Below are 19,268 nucleotides of genomic sequence, written 5' to 3' on the forward strand. Positions count from 1 at the left end.
CACACAGTGATCCCCACAGCAGATGGGGGTGGAGGAGAACCGACCGCGTCAGTCGCGGATCAGTTGGTCTCCCACTCCCAGTAGTTCCAGAACATGGTCGGCGACACAGCGGTCGACTTGACGTTCTTGACCTTGTCACGGTAGATCGTCAGCTCGGGGAACTGGAAGATCGGTGCACCGAAGGCATCTTCGCTCAGCTGCTTCTCCATGTCGATGAGCAGATCCTGCTGCTCGTCTTCCTTGGAGACGAGCAGTTTGTCGAGGATCTTATTCATCTTCTCGTTCGAGTAGCCGCCGTAGTTGTTCTGAGCGCCGGTGCGGAAGTTCGCATCGTTCTCAGTCACGCCGGTGCCCTCTGACTGCCAGCCGAAGAGCGAGACATCGTAGGTGCCGTCGCCGAGGCGGGTGCCCCAGTTGACGTCGCCGACGTCTTCGATCTTGAAGCCGGCCTTCTCAGCCGATTCCTTGATCAGCTGGAACTCCTGCTGACGGCGGGAGTTCGTGTTGTCGTACATCACGCGGACCTTGGGCGCATCGACACCGGCGTCCTTGAGGAGTTTCTTCGCTGCCTCGACGTCGTTGTCCGTGGCGTCCGCGACACCGTTCTCCTTGGTGATCGCGTCGTACATCGGCGAGCCGGGGACCTGCGAGTAGGAATCGCGGGTGACGGCTTTGTCGTTGAGCGGTTTGATGATCTTGTCGACGATGTCCTCGCGCGGAAGCGTCTTGAGGAACGCCTGACGGACCTTCTTGGCCTTCTCGTCGTCGCCGCCGTTGGCAGCCGGATCAAAGGGACCCTTGTTGTCGAAGGTGAAGTCGACGTGCTCGTAGGTGGCACCGTCGGCCGCGTCGACGTTGACTCCGTCGATGCCCTTGGCTGCTTCGAGGACGTCGGCCGTAGCCTGCGGCTGGGTGATGTCGACTTCGCCGTTCTCGATCGCCTGCACCATGGCCATCGGGTCGCCGTTGTAGCGGACCGTGACGGTCTTGACCTTGGGCTTGACCGGTCCGGTGTACTTATCGTCGAGCTCGAGGGTCAGGTACTGGCCTTCTTCGAACTTCGTGATCTTGTACGGGCCGTTGTGGACGAGCAGATCCGGATCGTCGGGCATCGAGGTGAAGTCGAACCCGGTGTTCCAGGTGTTCGAGATCTTCGACAGCTTCTTCTCGTCCTTGTTCTTGATCGCGTCGAGGATGGCTTTCTTGCCCTCTTTCGCGTCATCGATGCCGAGTGCCTTCTTAGCCACGATGTGGGCGGGCAGTCCGACGCCGTCGGCACCGGTGCCGAACTCGGTCTGCCAGTCAGCGTAGGGCTTCGAGTAGGAGAGGGTGATCTCCTCGCCGTCCTCGGAGATCTCCGGGAAGTCCTTGACCAAAGCGGAGCCGGCAGTCGAGGAGTCGAAGTAGACGGTCTTCGCGTCGTTCTCCTTGACGGAGCCGTCATCGTTGTTGTTCGACTCGACCGTGTTGAAGTTGGCCGAGGTGCCGGCCCAGGTCAGTGCCAGGTCTGCTGCGTCGACGGGCGTACCGTCGGACCACTTGGCGTCGTCGTTGAACGTGTACTTGACCTTGAGCGGATCCTCGGAGACCTGTTCGACCTTGCCGAGCGCGCCTTCCTGGACTTCGAGCTTGTCGTCGTAGTAGCCGAAGTTGTCGTTCATCATGTAGGTCATGATGGAGTTCGACGTGGCATTGCCATTGGCCGTCAAAGTGTTCATCGAGCGGAAGGATTCGTTCCAACCGATATTGATGGCCGTGTCCTTGGCCTTCTTTTCATCGTCACCGCCGCCGGGAGGTGTGCAGGCAGTGAGTACCATTGCTGCTGCGGCTACTGAGGCTCCGGCTGCGAGGAAGCGCTTATTCACGTTCTCTCCTTGTTGTTCTGAGGGCTGTATCGCCCCGTCAAACACGCCCCCGTTTCGGTGGCGCGCTGCGCTCGAGCACTCCCGGATCGAGAGTGTGACCGCGTTCATGTTCTTCACATGGAATTCCTCAAAGTTAATCCACTCCCGAGTGTGACGGAGTCCACATACTGAGCATTATTCACAATCGTTACCGTTTCGAGACCAAGGAAACATGCACGAAACCTCCAGTCTCAGTGGATAGGATACTCAGGTGGCTAACAGTGAGATGGATCCCAATTCAGTCAGTTCCCAGCCGACGATCGTGCGGTCGACGGGCTCGACTGTGCTCTTCATCGTCATCGCGGCGATCTGCGTCCTGGGCTTGGGTTCGATCCTTGTCGGGGACTTCACGCTCCGGGGCCTTGCCGTGGCGGGCATCCCGTTCGCGATCCTCACTGCCGTCTATGTGCTCTACCGGTTTCCGCGTGTCGAGCTCCATGCCGGGGAGCTCGCGCTCATCAACCCGCTGCAGTCGGTGCACATCCCGTGGAACCTCGTGGACGGGTTCGACACGCATTTCGGCCTGGGTGTGCGCACGCTTGAGAAGACCTATTCCTCGTGGCCGCTGGCCAGTCGGGGAAAGAAGATGGAGAAGGGCGAGGACGGCGTCCGCAGGCTCATGGACAATCCGAATCCTGCTGTGGACAGCGTCCTCGACCGCTATGCGTCACTGAGCGACGCCGAGCTGTCCAATCCGCGCGGTGAGCGCGCAATCGTCGCCAACTGGAACGTCGGCGTCATCACGGCGCTTGTGGTGGCGATCATCTGGGCGATCATCGGCTTCGCTGCCGTGCCCAGCTGAGGTCACCAGCCGCGTTCGCGCCATTCGGCCAGCTTCGGGCGCTCGGCACCCAGCGTTGTGCCATCGCCATGTCCGGGCAGCACCTGGGTCTCGTCGGGCAGTTCGCCGAAGACGCGCTCTTCGAGATCGTCCATCAGCGATGTGAAGTCCGCACTGTTCGCGGTCTTGCCGGGTCCGCCTGGGAACAGCGAGTCCCCTGAGAACAGGATCGTTCCTCCCCCGTCACGCAGGAGCAGCGCGACCGATCCCGGAGTGTGCCCTCGCAGGCTGATCGCCTGCAGCGCGAATCCGCCGAAGTCACCGACGTCGAGGTGGTCGACCGTACGCGCGATCTCCACGCCTTCGGCTTCGGTGATCGCTGCGGCGTCGTCGACCCCGGCGATGGTCATCGCATCGGGAAATGCCGCCGAGGCACCCGGCAGTGCCCGAATATGATCCCAATGGCGGTGAGTCGTGATGATCGCGTGGAGCACGGGCTCGGCCGAGGTGTCCGCGGCTCCCGCTGACACGAGGCCTGTGATCGCGTCGATATCATCGGCCGCGTCGATGAGGACCTGGGCCCCGGTTTCCTTGGCCGTGATCAGGTAGACGTTGTTGGACATCTCGGAGACCGCGATGCTGCGGATGACGACATGCTCTGTCTCGATGGTGTTCACCATGCACCCCTTGTGTACTGAGCTGGGTACGGTCCCGGCTCGACGCCGAGATCGTGGGCCGCGCGCTGCGGCCAGGACGGTTCGCGCAGAGCGACTCTGGCGAGGAAGATCGCGTCAGCCTGGTCCGAAGCGAGGATCGTCTCCGCCTGTTCCGGGTCTGTGATGAGCCCGACGGTTCCGGTGCTCACACCTTCGGCGTGGATCGCAGCCGACAGCGGCACCTGGTAGCCGGGGCCGACGGGAACCTTGACAGGGAAGTTTCCACCCGAGGACACGTCGATGAGGTCGACCCCACGGGCGTCGAGATCACGGGAGACCTCGACCGCCTCGGCGATGTCGAAGCCGCCGTCAAGCCATTCGCTGGCCGAGAGCCGGACGAAGACGGGCACCTGCTCCCCCACGGCCTCGCGCACGGCCTGGTAGGTCTCAACCAGCATGCGTGAACGTCCGGCAAGGTCACCGCCGTATTCGTCGGAGCGCTGGTTCGACAGCGGCGAGAGGAAGGAATGGAGGAGGTAGCCGTGGGCGGCGTGGAGTTCGACGACATCGAACCCAGCCCCGATGGCCCTCTTCGCGGCAGCTGCGAAGGCCTCGACAACCTCGGCGATATCGTCCTTCGTCATCTCCGCAGGCTCCGCGTAGCCGGGGTAGGCGATGGCACTGGCGCCCAGCGTCGGCCAACCGCCTTCGGACTCGGGAACACTGCCGCGGGGGTTTCCCTCGAAGGGACTATAGGTGCTCGCCTTGCGACCCGCGTGGGCCAGCTGCATGCCGATCTTAGACCCCTGCGAGTGGACGAATTCGGTGACCGCGGACCACGACTCGGCCTGATCGTCGTTCCAGATGCCCGCGTCCTGCGGGGAGATCCGACCTTCGGGCACAACCGCCGAGGCTTCGGTGAGGATGAGCCCGAATCCGCCCTGGGCGCGGGCACCGAGATGGACGAGATGCCAGGTGCCGGGCATGCCGTCCTCGGCATCGCAGGAATACTGGCACATCGGGGCGAGCCAGATGCGGTTAGGGATCTCGGTGCCGCGCAGGGTCAGCGGGGTGAAGAGGCGGGTCATAGTGCTCCCAGGAAGTCGTGGATGTGATCGAAGACGATCTCGGGGTGTTCGGCCATGGGCAGATGGGCGGCGTCAGGGACGACGGCGAGCCGCGATTCGTGCACCTGGTCGGCGAGTTCGGCCATGGCCTCGGGCGTGCAGCCCGGATCCTGGGCGCCTGCGAGGAACAGAGTCGGCGTCGAGATAGCCTGCAGTCCCTCGCTGAGGTCGTAGCTGGTCAGGGCGCGGGCGCAGGCGATGTACGCGGCGTCGTCGACGAGGGCGAGATCGGTGAGGATCAGGTGCCCGGCGGCGATGTCCTCGGTGAGGAATCCGGCCGCGAACCAGCGGTCAGCCGTGTCGTCGAGCAGTCCGCGGGTGCCGTCCTCCTCGACGTCCTTGATGCGCTCGGCCCAGGACTCGGCAGTGCCGAACTTCGCCGAGGTCGCACAGGCCACGAGGCCGGTCAGAGCCTCGGGATGCTCGAGGGCCAGGGTCAGGCCGATCGCACCGGAGATCGAGACACCGGCGTAGGTGAACTTCTCGACCCCGATGTCGGCCAGGGATGCGACGAGGCCGGAGGCGAGATCGGAGACCGTGAAGTCGTTCGCGCCGCTGTCATCGGCTGCCGGGAGCGTGTGCCCGGGCAGGTCTGAGAGGTAGATCTGATAGTCGTCGGCCAGGCGTCCGGCCACGGCCGACCACAGGGACATCCTGGTTCCGAGGGCGTTGCCGAAGACGATGACCGGTGAGCCGGGATTGTCATTGAGAGGTTGGATGCGGATGCACATGAGAGCTCCTAGCAGAAGACGTGGTGGGACGGTCAGGAGTCAACCACGCCCAGCCTACCGCCGGAGAACTCGAGATAACAGCGCGGGCACAGGGACTCGTAGGTGACCGCATTGCCGTCGATCGCGACCTGGTCGCCGTCGAAGATGAACTCTGCGTCGACGAGTCGGCCGTTGAACATCGCCTTCCGGCCGCACCGGCAGATTGTCTTGAGCTCCTCGAGGGTGTGAGCGATCTCAAGCAGACGCGCAGAACCGGGGAATGCCTTCGTCCGGAAGTCCGTGCGGATGCCGTAGCACATCACCGGCACCGAGGTAGCGGTGGCGATGCGCATGAGCGAATCGACCTGGGTCGGCTCGAGGAACTGCGCCTCGTCGATGAGCAGGCAGGCCACGGGTGCCTTCGGGGTGTCGATGGATTCGAGCAGGGCATCGTGGTCGACGTAGTCGGCGTGCTCGGCGTAGACCGTCTCGACGTCGCTGCCTGCGGGAATGAGGAAGTCGACCTCCCTCGTCACACCGAGGCGTGAGACGATCTCGCTCGCGCCCTTCGTATCGGTGTCCGGTTTGGCCAGGAGCACACGCTGTCCGCGCTCCTCATAGTTGAACGCGGCCTGCAGGAGGGCCGTCGACTTTCCGGAATTCATCGCTCCGTAGCGGAAGTAGAGCTTGGCCACCTGCGTCCTCTCTGTGTTGACTGTGACGAAACAGAACCCTACCGGGAAGCTGAGCCGGGGCGGACCACCGCTAAGATGAGAGGGACAAACCCCAAGACGATGTGGAGCAGTCCATCACTATGGCTAAAATCATTTACACGCGCACGGACGAAGCGCCGCTTCTGGCGACGTACTCACTCAAGCCGATCATCGAGGCCTTTGCGACCTCGGCAGGCGTTGAGGTCGAGACCCGCGACATCTCGCTGGCCGCGCGCGTGCTTGCGCAGTTCAACGACCGCCTGCCGGAGAACCAGCAGGTCGCCGACTCCCTGTCGGAACTGGGCGCTCTGGCTCAGACCCCTGCTGCGAACATCATCAAGCTCCCCAACATCTCCGCATCGGTGCCGCAGCTCAAGGCCACGATCGCTGAGCTGCAGGCCCAGGGCTTCGAGCTTCCTGACTACCCGGAAGAGCCTGCCACCGACGAGGAGAAGGACGTCAAGACCCGGTACGACCGCGTCAAGGGCTCGGCCGTCAACCCTGTCCTGCGTGAGGGCAACTCGGATCGCCGCGCCCCGCTGGCTGTGAAGAACTTCGCGAAGGCTCACCCCCATTCGATGGGCGATTGGTCCTCGGAGTCGAAGACCAACGTCGCGACCATGGCCTCCGGTGACTTCCGCGACAACGAGAAGTCCGTCGTCCTGCCCGCCGATGACGATCTGCAGATCCGTCTGCGTCCGGCTTCGGGCGAGACCGTCGTCCTCAAGGAATCGCTGCCCGTCCTCGCCGGCGAAGTCATCGACGCGACGAAGATGGATGTGGCCGAACTCCACAAGTTCCTCAAGACTCAGATCGTTCGGGCCAAGGAAGAGGGCATCCTCTTCTCCGTCCACCTCAAGGCCACGATGATGAAGGTCTCCGACCCCATCCTCTTTGGTCACGTCATCGAGGCGTTCTTCCCCGAGGTCTACGCCGAGTACGGCGCAAAGCTCGCCGAGGCGGGTCTGACCTCTGACAACGGACTGGCCGCCATCCTCGGCGGCCTCGACGCCCTTGACTCCGCCGACGCCGAGGGCGTGCGGAAGGGAATCGAGAAGGGTCTGGCCGAGGGGCCATCCCTGGCCATGGTCAACTCCGACAAGGGCATCACGAACCTCCACGTGCCCTCCGACGTCATCGTCGATGCCTCGATGCCCGCGATGATCCGCGTCGGCGGCAAGATGTGGAACAAGGACGACAAGACCCAGGACACCCTGGCGGTCATCCCCGACTCCTCCTACGCCGGTATCTACCAGGCCGTGATCGAGGACTGCCGCGTCAACGGCGCCTTCGACCCGACCACGATGGGCACCGTTCCCAACGTCGGCCTCATGGCGCAGAAGGCCGAAGAGTACGGCAGCCACGACAAGACCTTCGAGATCGCCCAGGACGGCGTCGTCGAGGTCGTCAACTCGGCCGGCGAGGTTCTGCTGTCCCACGACGTCACCGCCGGTGACATCTGGCGCGCCTGCCAGACCAAGGACATCCCGGTCCGCGACTGGGTCAAGCTCGCCGTCACCCGCGCCCGCCTCTCCGACACCCCGGCTGTGTTCTGGCTCGACGAGACCCGCGCTCACGACAACCAGCTGCGTGCCAAGGTCGAGGAGTACCTCGTCGAACACGACACCGAGGGCCTCGACATCCGCATCATGAACCCGGTCGACGCGACGAAGTTCTCGATCGAGCGCATCCGCGAAGGCAAGGACACCATCTCGGTGACCGGTAACGTCCTGCGCGACTACAACACGGACCTGTTCCCGATCCTCGAACTGGGCACCTCGGCGAAGATGCTCTCCGTCGTTCCGCTCATCGCGGGCGGCGGACTGTTCGAGACCGGTGCCGGCGGCTCCGCACCGAAGCACGTCCAGCAGCTCGTCGAGGAGAACCACCTGCGCTGGGACTCCCTCGGTGAGTTCCTCGCCCTGGCCGAGTCGTTCCGCCACGAGTTCAACGTCCACGGAAACGACCGTGCCGGAGTCCTCGCAGACACACTTGACGCGGCGACCGGCAAGTTCCTCGAGGAGAACAAGTCGCCTTCGCGCAAGGTCGGCGAGATCGACAACCGCGGCAGCCACTTCTACCTGACCCTCTACTGGGCGCAGGAGCTGGCGAAGCAGACCTCTGACGAGCGTCTGGCCGCCGCCATCTCCCCTGTTGCCGAACTGCTCGAGAAGAACGCTGAGAAGATCTCGGCAGAACTCCTCGAGGTGCAGGGACAGCCCGTCGATCTGGGTGGCTACTACTACCCGGACGAGGACAAGCTCTCGGCTGCGATGCGTCCGTCGTCGACGCTCAACGAGATCATCGCGACCCTGAGCGAGAAGGTCTGACCTTCTCCCCCATCACACGCGACTGATCACCTGACTCATGCGCCCATCAGCGACTATGATGGGCGCATGAGCACTCATGACCCCCGGGGCGAATCCCAGACGCCCGAAGAGCTGTTGGCCGAAACCCAGACCGCGCTCGACGACGACGCCCCGAATACCGGGAGCACCCGCGAGGTCGAGCCGACTCCCACCGGCAGAGGCACCGATCTGCCTGCAACCAAGGGCGGTTCGGGAATGTCGGCCGGGATGTGGGCCTCCCTCATCCTCGGCGCCGTCATCGTCGTCCTGCTCCTCATCTTCATCGTGCAGAACAATGTCCCCGCGAGCTTCGAGTACTTCGGCTGGCAGTTCGAGCTGCCGCTCGGAGTAGCCATGCTCTTCGCCGCCATCGGCGGCATCCTCATCGCCGGAATCATCGGCTCGGTGCGCATCTTCGTCCTCAGCCGCAAACTCAAGAAGATCAACAAGGCTCTGGGCCGCTGATCAATGGCGCATCACCCCAGTTTCACTGTTCTGCCCACGTCGCTGGACGCCGATCTGATCCTCGCCGACACTGCGGCTGATGCTGAGTGGGCGCGCACAGATCTCTCCACACTCACCGAGCAGGAGAAGAACCATGCCGCCGAGTTCGAGCCCGATGCCGGCGCCATCTGGGTTGCCGGTCGAGTGATCCTGCGCCACGTGCTCGGCGCGCATCTCGACCAGGATCCGGCAGGCATCGAGATCCGTCTTGATTCGGCAGGCAAGCCGCGCATCGCAGAGTGCGAATTCTCCGTCACGCGGGCCCGACGACTCGTGCTCGTGGCGGTGTCCGAGGATCCCGTCGGCGTCGATCTCGAGGCCGTTCCCTCACACGACGTGGCCGCCGAGGCGATGGCACTGCTGCACCCGAAGGAGCAGTCGGATCTCGCAGAGGTCGACGACTCCCGACTGGCCGAGGACTTCGTGCGTGTCTGGGCCCGTAAAGAAGCCTTCCTCAAGGCGCTGAGCACTGGGCTGGCCCGCGACCCGGGAATGGACTACATCGGCGCAGCGGTCTCCCCTGCCTCACCGCATCCAGATGTCGACATCCATGATGTCGAGTCAGGAATCCCTGAAGGCTATCGGGCCGCGATCGCGTTCAATCGCTGACGGCACTTCACTGCTCGTCGCCGAAATCCGGGCCGTTCGCGCCCGTCGTGAACACGATGGCGATGGCCAGTGAGCCCAGGCCGACGTAGCCGAACCACACATAGCCCGCTGCCGGGTTGTTCGCGATTGCGAGGATGATCGCGGCGATCGTCACGAGCACCCACAGCCCGTCGAAGGCCATCGGATACTTCAGGAATCTCTTCTCCCCACGGCTGACCCCATAGGAGATCTCTGTGGCGGAGCTGAGGAAGAGCATCACAGCAACGCCGATGACCAGCCACCTCGGAGCGAGGAAGAATGCCTCCAGAGCGGGCACCGTCGCACAGACTGCGACGGCAATGAGCATTTTGATGACGCCATCGGCGACGAATCGGGACTTCATCATGATTCGATCCTACCCAGCAGCCGCTGCAGGGTTCCCAGCGCCCGCCGCAGCACCTGTGTCTCCACATTCGAGTGGGCGATGACCAGGCCGTGTCTGACGTCGCCGTCCCCCGCCCACCCGGCGGCCAGCGAAGCGACGAGGATCCCCTGCTCGGCGAGCTCGTGGCGCAGACTGCCTGCCCGACCCTCCTCCAGCTCGATGACGAGCGTGCGGCCTTCGTGGACGAGCCCCGGAATCGGACCGACATCGGCCACGACCGCCTCGGCGGCCCGGAGCCTGCGGCGCCCGCGCGAGATCCTGCGGCGCAGTCCCCCGGAACTCAGGTAGGACGCGATCGCGGTCTGCATGACCGGCGAGAATGCGGGACCCAACGCTGTGCGCATCTGTGCCAGACGGGGGCCGATCTCGCCGTGGGCGATGATGTAGCCGGTCGACACTGCCGAGGTCAGTAGGGTCGAGAACGTGCCGATGTGGACGACCTGGGCCGCGGAATCCGTGGACACGGCGAGGTCGAAGAGCGTCGGAACGACCGTGCGGGTATAGCGGGCTTCGGTGTCGTAGTCGTCCTCAATGACGATGACGTCGTTGCGCGCCGCCCATTCGAGGAGTCTGACCCGCCGGTCGATGGGCATCGTCGTCCCGTGCGGGAACTGGTGGTTGGGTGTCACGACGACGGCTCCGACGCTGCCTCGAGCAGGGTCGGCGGAGGCATCGAGGGGGACGAGCTCACGGTCGGTCATGGCTTGGCGCAGACCCGGGAACCCGGGGTTCTCCACGCCGATGGCACCCGCTATCCCAGTCGTCAGCAGCAGTCTCAGTCCGTCACGGGAGCCGCTGGTGAGGATGATGTCGTCGGGGTCGACGGTCATTCCGCGGGTCAGGCGCAGATGGTCGGCGATGGCCCATCTGGCACCCGGCTGGCCGAGCGGGTCGATGGCACCTGTGTCCGTGTCGAGGGAATCGCGCCAGGCTCTGCGGAAGGCCGGTTCGCGCAGCGGATCGTCACCGCCGAAGCCGGGACGCAGGTCGATGAAGCTGCGCAGGCGCCGCCTCGGTGCAGCCGGTGTGCGCATCCCCGGATTGCGCGTGCGCGGGGTGCTCGGCAGGTCGGGATTGACTCGGGTGGCCGATCGTTCGGCGCTTACGAGGAAGCCTTCCACGACCAGTTGGGCGTAGGCAGTCTCCACGGTTCCGCGGGACACTTGGAGGTGCGAGGCCAGACGTCTGCTTGAGGGCACCGGCTCGTCGGGCCGCACTGCCCCGGCCGCGATGAGGCGCCGGATCTCCGCCACCAGCTGGTCAGGCAGCGGAGCCGAGGCGTCCCTGTCGATGTGAATCGGCAGGGCGATCCCGTCGGCGCGTGGCAGTGCCGGTTCTGTGGGAGGGGACGATGACATGAATCGATCATACTGGCCCAAAACTTTTCATGTTTTCTGGCACTGCGAATGAGCCACATGCCGATCTAATCTGAAGTGACACGGCACTCACGCTCTACGGAAAGCACGACAATGACTCAGACACAGACTCTTCTCAACACCGGCCTGGCACAGATGCTCAAGGGCGGCGTCATCATGGACGTCGTCAACGCGGAGCAGGCGAAGATCGCCGAGGAAGCCGGAGCGTCCGCGGTTATGGCCCTCGAACGCGTCCCGGCCGACATCCGTTCCCAGGGCGGCGTGGCACGGATGAGCGATCCTGATCTCATCGACTCGATCATCGAATCGGTATCGATCCCGGTCATGGCCAAGGCCCGCATCGGGCACTTCGTCGAGGCGCAGATCCTCGAGACCCTCGGCGTCGACTACATCGACGAGTCCGAGGTGCTCTCCCCCGCTGACTTCGTCAACCACATCGACAAGTCCGTCTTCACCGTTCCGTTCGTCTGTGGGGCGACGAACCTCGGCGAGGCGCTGCGCCGCATCACGGAAGGCGCGTCGATGATTCGTTCGAAGGGCGAGGCCGGCACCGGGGATGTGTCCGAGGCGATGCGCCATCTGCGCACGATCAACTCGGAGATCCGGGCGCTGAGTGTTAAGAGCGAGGACGAACTCTACGTCGCGGCCAAGGAACATGCGGCTCCGTACCAGCTGATCAAGCAGGTGGCGAGCCTCGGCCGGCTCCCTGTCGTGACCTTCGTCGCCGGCGGCATCGCGACCCCTGCCGACGCGGCCATGATGATGCAGCTCGGCGCCGACGGCGTCTTCGTCGGATCGGGCATCTTCAAGTCCGGCAATCCTGAGGCCCGCGCCAAGGCCATCGTCGAGGCTACGACGCATTTCGATGATTCGGCCGTTGTGGCCAAGGCCTCCCGCGGCCTCGGTGAGGCGATGGTCGGCATCAATGTCGCCGATGTGCCGGCACCCCACCGTCTGGCCGAACGCGGATGGTGAGAGTCGGCGTCCTCAGCCTCCAGGGGGCCTTCCGGGAGCACCTCGGTGCTCTCGACTCCCTGGGGGTTGAGACCCGCAAGGTCACCACGCCCGAGCATCTCGACGGCTTGGATGCCATCATTTTGCCGGGCGGGGAATCGCCGGCCATGGTGCGCATCGCCGCGGGGACGGGACTCTTCCCGCTCCTCCGGAACCGGATCAGTGCAGGACTTCCCGTGTTCGGCACGTGCGCGGGCCTCATTCTCTTAGCGGATCGACTCACGGACGATTCGCTGGATGGGTTCGACCGCCTCGGCGGCCTTGATGTTCTGGTCGAGCGCAATGCCTACGGCAGGCAGCGCGAGTCGTTCGTCGCAGAGCTTGAGATCTCCGGCTTCGATGAGCCGTTCCCCGGGACGTTCATCCGGGCCCCGCAGATCATGGAGGTCGGGGATGGTATCGAGATCCTCGCCAGTGACCAGGGCCGGCCTGTGCTGGTGAGACAGGGCGGCATCTGGGGTGCGAGCTTCCACCCCGAGCTCGGTCAGGACATGCGGATCCACGAAGAATTCCTGCACAGCCTCGCATCTGCTGTGTAAAGATTGGCACATGACAACTGAGGCATTGCAGATACTCAAGTCCGGCTATTCGTTCGATGCTCCGACCTTGGAGTTGGGGGTGGCCCTCAACGAGGGCGAACCCTCCAAGGACACTCCGATCTCGATCCCACTGTCCATGCTCAATCGCCACGGCCTCGTCGCCGGCGCCACCGGCACGGGCAAGACCGTGACCCTGCAGGTGCTGGCCGAGCAGCTCTCGCGCGCCGGCGTGCCGGTCTTCGCCTCTGACATCAAGGGCGACCTGTCGGGAATCGGCGCTGAGGGTGTTGCATCGGACAAGCTGGGCAAGAGGCTCGAGGCTGCCGGCCAGGAGTGGTCGGCGTCGGCGAATCCCACTGAGTTCTACACGCTCGGCGAGTCGGGGCTGGGCACTCCGCTGCGGGCGACCGTGACGTCGTTCGGACCGATCCTGCTGTCGAAGGTCCTCGAACTCAATGACACGCAGGAGTCCGTGCTCTCCTTGGTCTTCCACTACGCGGACACTGCGGGCTTGGCACTGCTCGACCTCTCCGATCTCAAGGCCGTGCTCAACTTCCTCACCTCCGATGAGGGCAAGTCAGACCTCGATGGCATCGGCGGCGCCTCGAAGGCGACTGTCGGAGTCATCCTCCGCAAGATCGCCGAGCTCTCCGCCCAGGGCGGGGACGTCTTCTTCGGCGAACCGGAGTTCGACACTTCTGATCTTCTGCGTCTCGACGACAATGGCGCGGGCATCGTCTCGGTTCTCGAGCTGCAGAAGCTGGGCCAGTCCCCTGCACTGTTCTCGACGTTCCTCATGTGGCTGCTGGCCGACCTGTTCCAGGACCTGCCTGAGGTCGGCGATGCGGACAAGCCATCGCTCGTGTTCTTCTTCGACGAGGCTCACCTGCTCTTCGCCGATGCGTCGAAGGCATTCCTGCAGTCTGTGACGCAGACCGTGAGGCTCATCCGCTCGAAGGGCGTGGGCGTCTTCTTCGTCACGCAGACCCCGAAGGACGTCCCCGAGGATGTCCTCGCGCAGTTGGGCTCGCGGATCCAGCATCAGCTGCGGGCGCATACACCCAATGATGCGAAGGCGCTCAAGGCCACGGTGCAGACGTTCCCGAAGTCCGGCTACGACCTCGAGGAGCTGCTGACGTCGCTGGGAATCGGCGAGGCAGTTGTGACCGTCATGGATCCTGATGGTGCGCCCACCCCGGTGGCGCCGACGCGGATGCGTGCGCCGGAGTCGAAGATGGGACCGATGGCCGAGGACGAGATCAAGGCCGCAGTGGCCGCGTCCCCGCAGCAGGCGAAGTACGGCACGGCGATCGACAATGAGTCGGCCCGAGAGATCCTTACGAAGCGCCTCGAGTCCGGTGCAGCCGCACACGAGGAGGAGCAGGACGCTCCAGCACCGCGCTCGGAATCGTCGAAGAAGGAGCCTGAGGATGAGAGCATGATCTCGCAGGTCGTGAAGTCCTCGGCGTTCAAGCAGTTCACCCGTACCGCTGTCCGCGAGATCACCCGCGGGCTCTTCGGCACCTCGCGGCGCCGGAGGTAGCCAGCAGTATCGTCAGCCGCAGAGTTCCCGCTCGGATCCGCATCTCCCGACAGTCGCCGATGAGGTCACCGTCGAGGTGTGCGGGTGCCGGGACCTCGAGCCTGATCGTGGCTTCGGGCGCCGTCCAGTAGTGCAGAGCCGGATTGTCCGCGTGACGACGGCTGAGTCCGTCAATCGCAATCCGAGCCCAATCGCCGAGGCGGCTGCCCGGTTCGCCCACGTCCACGGTGAGGAATTCGAAGTCGTCTCGCACCACCTCGGCGGAGGGGAAGACCGAGATCGGCCCGGCGGGATGAGACACCTTCGATGCCATCACCGACCACACCTCCGAGGTCTGCCCGTCAATGGTCAGGGTGATGGTGGGGGCGAGAAGGGCTCTCGCCCCGCCCCGGACATAGCCGAGCAGTCCGGGTCCGCTGCCGTGGCCGCCGACGGCCCGGGCGTCTCCTCCGATGCCTGACATGGACAGGAAATGGCAGCGCTGTCGGTGCCCGTCGGCGTTCAGGACGTCTACTTCGTTGACGGCCACGTCGACGGTGCGAAGTTCGTCGAATGTGCTGACAGCACCGATGCAAGCCTCCACTGCGTGCCGCACCGATCCGGCGCCGACATGCCGCGCCAGCACATTGGCGGTGCCGGTCGGAATCACCATCGTCGGGATGTCGGCGGCGGCGAGCACCGGAGCGATTGCGCGCAGAGTGCCATCCCCGCCGAGGACGATCACGAGGTCAGCACCCCAGGCGACCAGTGCACGGGCCTGCTCAGCGCCGGCCGATGCACGAGTGGTCGAGATGCTGCGGTACCTGATGTGCTCACGCCTCAGGGTTGGAACGAGCCATGAATACGCACGGCGGCTTCGGGCATGCTTCGGATTGACGACGATCCCGACTCTCAACTGACTGTCTCTCACCTGATCACGTCCTCAGGTGAACGCCGGATGGGTGCTCGCGGCCGCCTCGGCGAGGTCGAAGTCGATGCTCTGCCCTGCGAAGGGCTCGACGATCAGTCGGGGGCCGGTCTTGCGCGGGGAGCGCTTCCACGTTCCACGGGCGCGGGTGCCATCGATGACCGTGTTCTTGAACATGCCGTTGCCGCCGGGAACGACCGCTTTCTCGTGAGCAGGGTCAAGGGTGGGGCTGCGATCCTTGTAGCCGAGGATGATCTCGTCGAACCCTGGGAGCAGGAGGATCTCCTGTGCGCTCGACTCCCATTCGGCAAGGCGATCTTCGAGGTCGGGGGCCTGAAAGAACTCTCGATCATCGATGGTCACGCCGGCGACATCGCCAGCGTCGACGAGGCTCAGAATCGCCTTTCGGATCCCAGTTTTGGGCAGCGCAGTCCACCGTGCGGCGTCATCGATGGTGACCGGCCCGTGGCTGATCACGAACCGGAGCATCCATTCGCGCAGGCCGGCCTCGGTGTCGTGGTGGACCGGCTCCTTGACCCAGTCGGCGGTGAGAACGTAGCGCATGTCGTCCTTGTCTTCGATCATCGGTGCCTGGACGATGATGCCGTGGAGGGCAAGCGTCGTGATGAGGTAGCGTTCGTGGCCGTACTCGTCGCCGGCGTCCAAAGGGGCGAAGGCGTCGAGAAGCTCTTGTCTGGTCAGCGCGCCTCGCGACCGGATCGCGTCCTCTGCCAGCTGCGCAGCGGAGTCGACGATGGCGTCGGTGATGCCGAAGAATTCGCGTCGCTTGGCCACCGCCTTCAAGGTGCGCTGTCCGGTGAGTCCGAGGATCCAGCCGAGGTCCTTGGCTGTCGTCAGGTGGATGGTCCCCCGCTGGGTCCAGGTCCGCACGATCTCTCCGGAGTCGATCGCAGATCGGACAGCATCGAGGTCAGCCTCGGGTTGGTCGTGGCGCAGGCGCAGAGCGATCGAGACCAGGGCACCACCGAGTGCTTGTGCCTGTACGCAGCCCAGATGCTCCACGACTCGGGCGGCCGGAGACAGCGACGACGGTTCGGGCGCAGGCCCGACGAGCCCTTGGGCAATCAGGCGAGCTGCGGAGATCTGTCGCGAGTCCATGATGCAACGATAGTGCAGGGCACTGACACGACGTCCTCAGCCGAGGATGTCGATGAGCCCCGGCACTCGCACTCGTGGCAGGGCACCGGTCCGGGTGAACCGTCCCCAGATGTTGCGCAGCTCGGGGCCGGCGATCGCGGTCTTGTCGCCGTAGTCGAGGAAGCTGTCGTGCCAGACGCTGCCGGGAAACAGCAGAGGCAGGTCACCGGAGTGTGCGGCGTCGAAGAAGCTGCCGTCTCCACGGGAGACGATGAGGAGTCGAGTTCCCTGTCCTCCTGCCATGCGGTGACGGTCGTAGAACTCCTTGGCGGCACGGGTATAGACCGTCGAGGTGATTCCGGAGATCAATGATTCGAGCATCGGCGAGGTCAGGTGCCGGTCGTGGAGCCGTCTGAAGGCAGGGACGAAGCCGGCGAAGAAGGCGATCTCGCGTTCGGTGCGGGTCATGAGGACGTCGTATTTCCGTGCGGCCTCTCGCCACGCTCCATCCGCGTCGGACTTCCCCGGCAGCGGGTAGGCGCCATAGTGGATGCCGAAGCACATGCCTGCGTGGAGCCCACCGACGAGTGCCGCCTTGTGGACTTCCTCTTGAGCTTCGAGGATGTCGTCGATGGATGCGTCGGGGTCGATCTTCCGGGCGACCTTCGCCATGGCCCAGTTCATCGCTTCGGTGCCACCGGCCAACCCCAAGGGTGGTGATGCCAGGATCACGCGGTGAAAGAGGCCATCGGTCGCCTCGGCGATCATGAGGTGGGCGCACGCATCGGCACCGGCACTCTGGCCGGCGATCGTGACGTTGTCGGGGTCTCCCCCGAACGATGCGATGTTGCGTTGGACCCATCGCAACGCGGAGATCTGATCGAGGAGCCCGAGGTTCGAATGTTCGGGTTTGCCTGTCCCCAGGTAGCCCAGCACGCCGAGGCGGTACGTGACGTTGACGACGATGATGCCCTGTTCCTCAACGAGGGTGTGCGGATTGTAGATCTCGGCGTCGCCGGCACCGGCGACGTAGGCACCGCCGTGGATCCAGACGAGGACCGGAAGCTCGCCGTCAGCCTTGGTGGAGTCACGCGGCATCGTCACGCTCACGCGCAGGCAGTCTTCGCTGGTGGGAAGTCCACCGAGCTGATCGAAGGTCATGCCGGCGTTCGGGTCACGTCGAATCTGCGGACTCGCAGGACCCGCCTCGGCGGCGTCGATGAAGTCGACCGCTTGTTCGTCGACGGGTAGTGCGAAGCGCTCTGCCCGGGCGTAGCGGATGCCCCGTGCACGGATCACTTGGCCGTTCTCGTAGGCCCTGATCCGTCCGCACGGGGCGTCGATGTCCCGCCAGGCGTTCATGCGATGGGGTTTATTTGCTGGGTTCGACCGGGGGTTCGGCCGACCAGGGGAAGACGATCCACTGATCGGTGCGCTTCCACACGAAGTCCGGATCGATGATCGATGCGGACTTCGCGTAGATTACGGCGGACCGAGCTTCGGCACCGTGCTCGCGCAGCAGTTCGAGGACGAGGGCCAGCGTCCGTCCGGAGTCAGCGACGTCGTCGACGACGAGAAGTTTCTTGCCCTTGATCGCATCGATGTCGAGCATCGGCGCCAGCAGGATCGGGTCGGGCAGGGTCTCGTGGACGTCGGTGTAGAACTCGACGTTGATGGCGTCGGAGAGCTTGAGGCCGAGTGCGTAGGCAAGGGCTCCGGCAGGGAGCAGGCCGCCGCGGGCGATGGCGATGACGATCTCCGGGTCGTAGTCGGAGTCCGCGATGGTCTGTGCCATGTCCCGAGCCGACTGGCCGAACGTGTCCCAGGTGAGAATCTCTTTGTCGCTGAGATCGGTCGAATCGGCGTGGTATGCCTGGCCCATTGAAGACTCCTTTAGATTGCCCGGTAGTGGCCCGAGCTTCAAGGATACGCGGTCGTCTCGTCAGCGCAGAAACGCTTCGAGGACTTGCGTCTCCTGTGCCACCGTCCCTGTGCGCTCGGGAAGGGACGGGTTCACCCAATACTGCCCGGTGTGGGAGTTGCGGTCGAGGTAGCGGTAGTCGATCAGTTCGCGTCGCAGGCGGGCGAAGTCGGGGTGGAAGCCTTCGAGAATCACGTTGACTTCCTTTTCGCTGTAGGTCTTCTCGGCGTCGAAGGAGGGAAGGATCTCAAGGAGGATGACGACTACGGCTTTGCGCTTGGTGGGGATCGCAGTCAGGGTTCCGTGCGGCATGAAGGCGCGGAGGGTTTTGGCTCTGAAGGCCTGTGTCTTCTGGTCGGGCCGTTGATCGCGGTTGGCCATCAGCGCGGATCGCGCGGAGGTGAAGTTCTCTCCGGTTGCGTCCATGCGTGCACGGACGAGGTTCTTGAAGTTTTTGTTCTTGGTCATGGTGTTCGTTCCTGTTCGACCAAGTCTCCCCCAGCGCGAAACCTGGTCAGGAGTTCACCGCGCCAGGTCCGTCCGAGGATTCTCTCCCCTTCGCCGTGTGGTCAGTGAGCTGGGATCACGACCGAGGCTGGGCGTTGGACGCGCCGAGGCTACCAGTATAGGCAGATTTCGCGCGGTTGTGGCGCGTCAGTCAGCTGTCGAGGGCTTCGAGGTACATCCATCGGCCGGCTCGGCGAACGAACGAAGAGTTCTCTTCGAGAATCTGGTCGCCGAGGTGGTCCCTGAATTTCGCTGTGAAATGCACAGTTCCGGTCTCGTCCGATTCGGTGCCGCCGGTTGTGTCGAGGATCTGGAGGCTGAGCCATTCAGTGTCGTGGTCGAGGCCGATGTCGGCAGGTCTGGTCTTGGCGTGCCAGGTGCGGAAGAGGTGGTTCTCGTCGCCGCGGACGAAGGCGGTGTAGCGGGAGCGCATGAGGGCCTCGGCGGTGGTGGGCCAGATTTCGCCGTCGAGAGCGGGACGGCAGCAGCGGTCGTAGTCGGTGCCAGCGGGCATACCGGAGCAGGGGCAGATCATGTGGCGATGATATCTCGCGGGGTGCTGGGCGGGTGATTACGTGCCAGTATGG

General features: G+C 64.4%; 20 protein-coding genes. 7 read left to right on the top strand and 13 right to left on the bottom strand.

Annotation, left to right across the window (positions count from 1 at the left end):
* Positions 1-59: 59 nt before the first annotated feature.
* Positions 60-1,865: an ABC transporter family substrate-binding protein gene (locus tag MPN20_RS08895; protein ID WP_242781286.1), complete on the bottom strand. Its 1,806-nt coding sequence runs from the start codon at positions 1,863-1,865 to the stop codon at positions 60-62.
* A gap of 250 nt (positions 1,866-2,115) precedes the next feature.
* Between MPN20_RS08895 and MPN20_RS08900 the strand changes: the two genes are divergently transcribed.
* Complete coding sequence (locus MPN20_RS08900) at positions 2,116-2,706, top strand: hypothetical protein (RefSeq protein WP_242781288.1); 591 nt, start codon at positions 2,116-2,118, stop codon at positions 2,704-2,706.
* 2 nt (positions 2,707-2,708) lie between these two features.
* Here the strand turns inward: MPN20_RS08900 and MPN20_RS08905 are convergent, their stop codons facing one another.
* From MPN20_RS08905 to MPN20_RS08920, 4 genes are read right to left on the bottom strand one after another with little or no spacing between them, the layout of a single operon-like run.
* The gene (locus MPN20_RS08905; RefSeq protein ID WP_242781290.1) at positions 2,709-3,365 is read right to left on the bottom strand and encodes an MBL fold metallo-hydrolase; all 657 of its coding nucleotides are present in this window, start codon (positions 3,363-3,365) and stop codon (positions 2,709-2,711) included.
* Complete coding sequence (locus MPN20_RS08910; RefSeq protein WP_242781292.1) at positions 3,359-4,429, bottom strand: NADH:flavin oxidoreductase/NADH oxidase; 1,071 nt, start codon at positions 4,427-4,429, stop codon at positions 3,359-3,361. Before MPN20_RS08910 ends, MPN20_RS08905 begins: the two co-directional genes overlap by 7 nt.
* Positions 4,426-5,199 (bottom strand): alpha/beta fold hydrolase, encoded by a 774-nt coding sequence (locus MPN20_RS08915; protein WP_242781294.1) that lies wholly within the window; start codon positions 5,197-5,199, stop codon positions 4,426-4,428. Before MPN20_RS08915 ends, MPN20_RS08910 begins: the two co-directional genes overlap by 4 nt.
* Before the next feature lie 32 nt (positions 5,200-5,231).
* Entirely contained in the window at positions 5,232-5,873 is a 642-nt protein-coding gene (locus MPN20_RS08920) for a thymidine kinase (protein WP_242781296.1), read from the bottom strand.
* A 119-nt stretch (positions 5,874-5,992) separates the two neighbouring features.
* On the opposite strand from MPN20_RS08920, the gene MPN20_RS08925 reads away from it, so the two are divergent.
* The 3 genes from MPN20_RS08925 (at position 5,993) to MPN20_RS08935 (ending at position 9,352) form a co-directional block, all read left to right on the top strand.
* Positions 5,993-8,221 (top strand): NADP-dependent isocitrate dehydrogenase, encoded by a 2,229-nt coding sequence (locus tag MPN20_RS08925; RefSeq protein WP_242781298.1) that lies wholly within the window; start codon positions 5,993-5,995, stop codon positions 8,219-8,221.
* A 66-nt stretch (positions 8,222-8,287) separates the two neighbouring features.
* Positions 8,288-8,704, top strand: a complete 417-nt coding sequence (locus MPN20_RS08930; RefSeq protein ID WP_242781300.1) for a lipopolysaccharide assembly protein LapA domain-containing protein — start codon at positions 8,288-8,290, stop codon at positions 8,702-8,704.
* Positions 8,705-8,707: 3 nt separating this feature from the next.
* A complete protein-coding gene (locus MPN20_RS08935; RefSeq protein ID WP_242781307.1) occupies positions 8,708-9,352 on the top strand; it encodes a 4'-phosphopantetheinyl transferase superfamily protein in 645 nt (214 codons plus the stop codon).
* Positions 9,353-9,359: 7 nt separating this feature from the next.
* Here the strand turns inward: MPN20_RS08935 and MPN20_RS08940 are convergent, their stop codons facing one another.
* Entirely contained in the window at positions 9,360-9,737 is a 378-nt protein-coding gene (locus tag MPN20_RS08940; protein WP_242781309.1) for a hypothetical protein, read from the bottom strand.
* Positions 9,734-11,134 (bottom strand): PLP-dependent aminotransferase family protein, encoded by a 1,401-nt coding sequence (locus MPN20_RS08945; protein ID WP_242781311.1) that lies wholly within the window; start codon positions 11,132-11,134, stop codon positions 9,734-9,736. The genes MPN20_RS08940 and MPN20_RS08945 overlap by 4 nt, the downstream gene beginning before the upstream one ends.
* Positions 11,135-11,245: 111 nt before the next feature.
* On the opposite strand from MPN20_RS08945, the gene pdxS reads away from it, so the two are divergent.
* From pdxS to MPN20_RS08960, 3 genes are read left to right on the top strand one after another with little or no spacing between them, the layout of a single operon-like run.
* Positions 11,246-12,127 (top strand): pyridoxal 5'-phosphate synthase lyase subunit PdxS, encoded by an 882-nt coding sequence (gene pdxS / locus MPN20_RS08950; RefSeq protein WP_242781313.1) that lies wholly within the window; start codon positions 11,246-11,248, stop codon positions 12,125-12,127.
* Positions 12,121-12,705 (top strand): pyridoxal 5'-phosphate synthase glutaminase subunit PdxT, encoded by a 585-nt coding sequence (gene pdxT, locus MPN20_RS08955; RefSeq protein WP_242781315.1) that lies wholly within the window; start codon positions 12,121-12,123, stop codon positions 12,703-12,705. The genes pdxS and pdxT overlap by 7 nt, the downstream gene beginning before the upstream one ends.
* 10 nt (positions 12,706-12,715) lie before the next feature.
* Complete coding sequence (locus tag MPN20_RS08960) at positions 12,716-14,248, top strand: helicase HerA-like domain-containing protein (protein WP_242781317.1); 1,533 nt, start codon at positions 12,716-12,718, stop codon at positions 14,246-14,248.
* Here the strand turns inward: MPN20_RS08960 and MPN20_RS08965 are convergent.
* The 6 genes from MPN20_RS08965 to MPN20_RS08990 form a co-directional block, all read right to left on the bottom strand.
* The gene (locus tag MPN20_RS08965; RefSeq protein WP_242781319.1) at positions 14,208-15,158 is read right to left on the bottom strand and encodes a diacylglycerol kinase family protein; all 951 of its coding nucleotides are present in this window, start codon (positions 15,156-15,158) and stop codon (positions 14,208-14,210) included. The two genes, MPN20_RS08960 and MPN20_RS08965, sit on opposite strands and share 41 nt — an antisense overlap.
* 12 nt (positions 15,159-15,170) lie before the next feature.
* On the bottom strand, positions 15,171-16,274 hold the full coding sequence (locus MPN20_RS08970) for a winged helix DNA-binding domain-containing protein (protein ID WP_242781321.1): 1,104 nt from the start codon (positions 16,272-16,274) through the stop codon (positions 15,171-15,173).
* 36 nt (positions 16,275-16,310) lie between these two features.
* Complete coding sequence (locus tag MPN20_RS08975; RefSeq protein WP_242781322.1) at positions 16,311-17,615, bottom strand: carboxylesterase family protein; 1,305 nt, start codon at positions 17,613-17,615, stop codon at positions 16,311-16,313.
* Positions 17,616-17,625: 10 nt separating this feature from the next.
* Complete coding sequence (locus MPN20_RS08980) at positions 17,626-18,135, bottom strand: phosphoribosyltransferase (RefSeq protein WP_242781324.1); 510 nt, start codon at positions 18,133-18,135, stop codon at positions 17,626-17,628.
* A gap of 60 nt (positions 18,136-18,195) precedes the next feature.
* Positions 18,196-18,642, bottom strand: a complete 447-nt coding sequence (locus MPN20_RS08985) for a DUF2087 domain-containing protein (RefSeq protein ID WP_242781326.1) — start codon at positions 18,640-18,642, stop codon at positions 18,196-18,198.
* 190 nt (positions 18,643-18,832) lie between these two features.
* Entirely contained in the window at positions 18,833-19,216 is a 384-nt protein-coding gene (locus tag MPN20_RS08990) for a YchJ family metal-binding protein (protein ID WP_242781328.1), read from the bottom strand.
* Positions 19,217-19,268: the final 52 nt, after the last annotated feature.

The organism is Brevibacterium sp. ZH18 (assembly GCF_022748595.1).
Classification (GTDB): domain Bacteria; phylum Actinomycetota; class Actinomycetes; order Actinomycetales; family Brevibacteriaceae; genus Brevibacterium.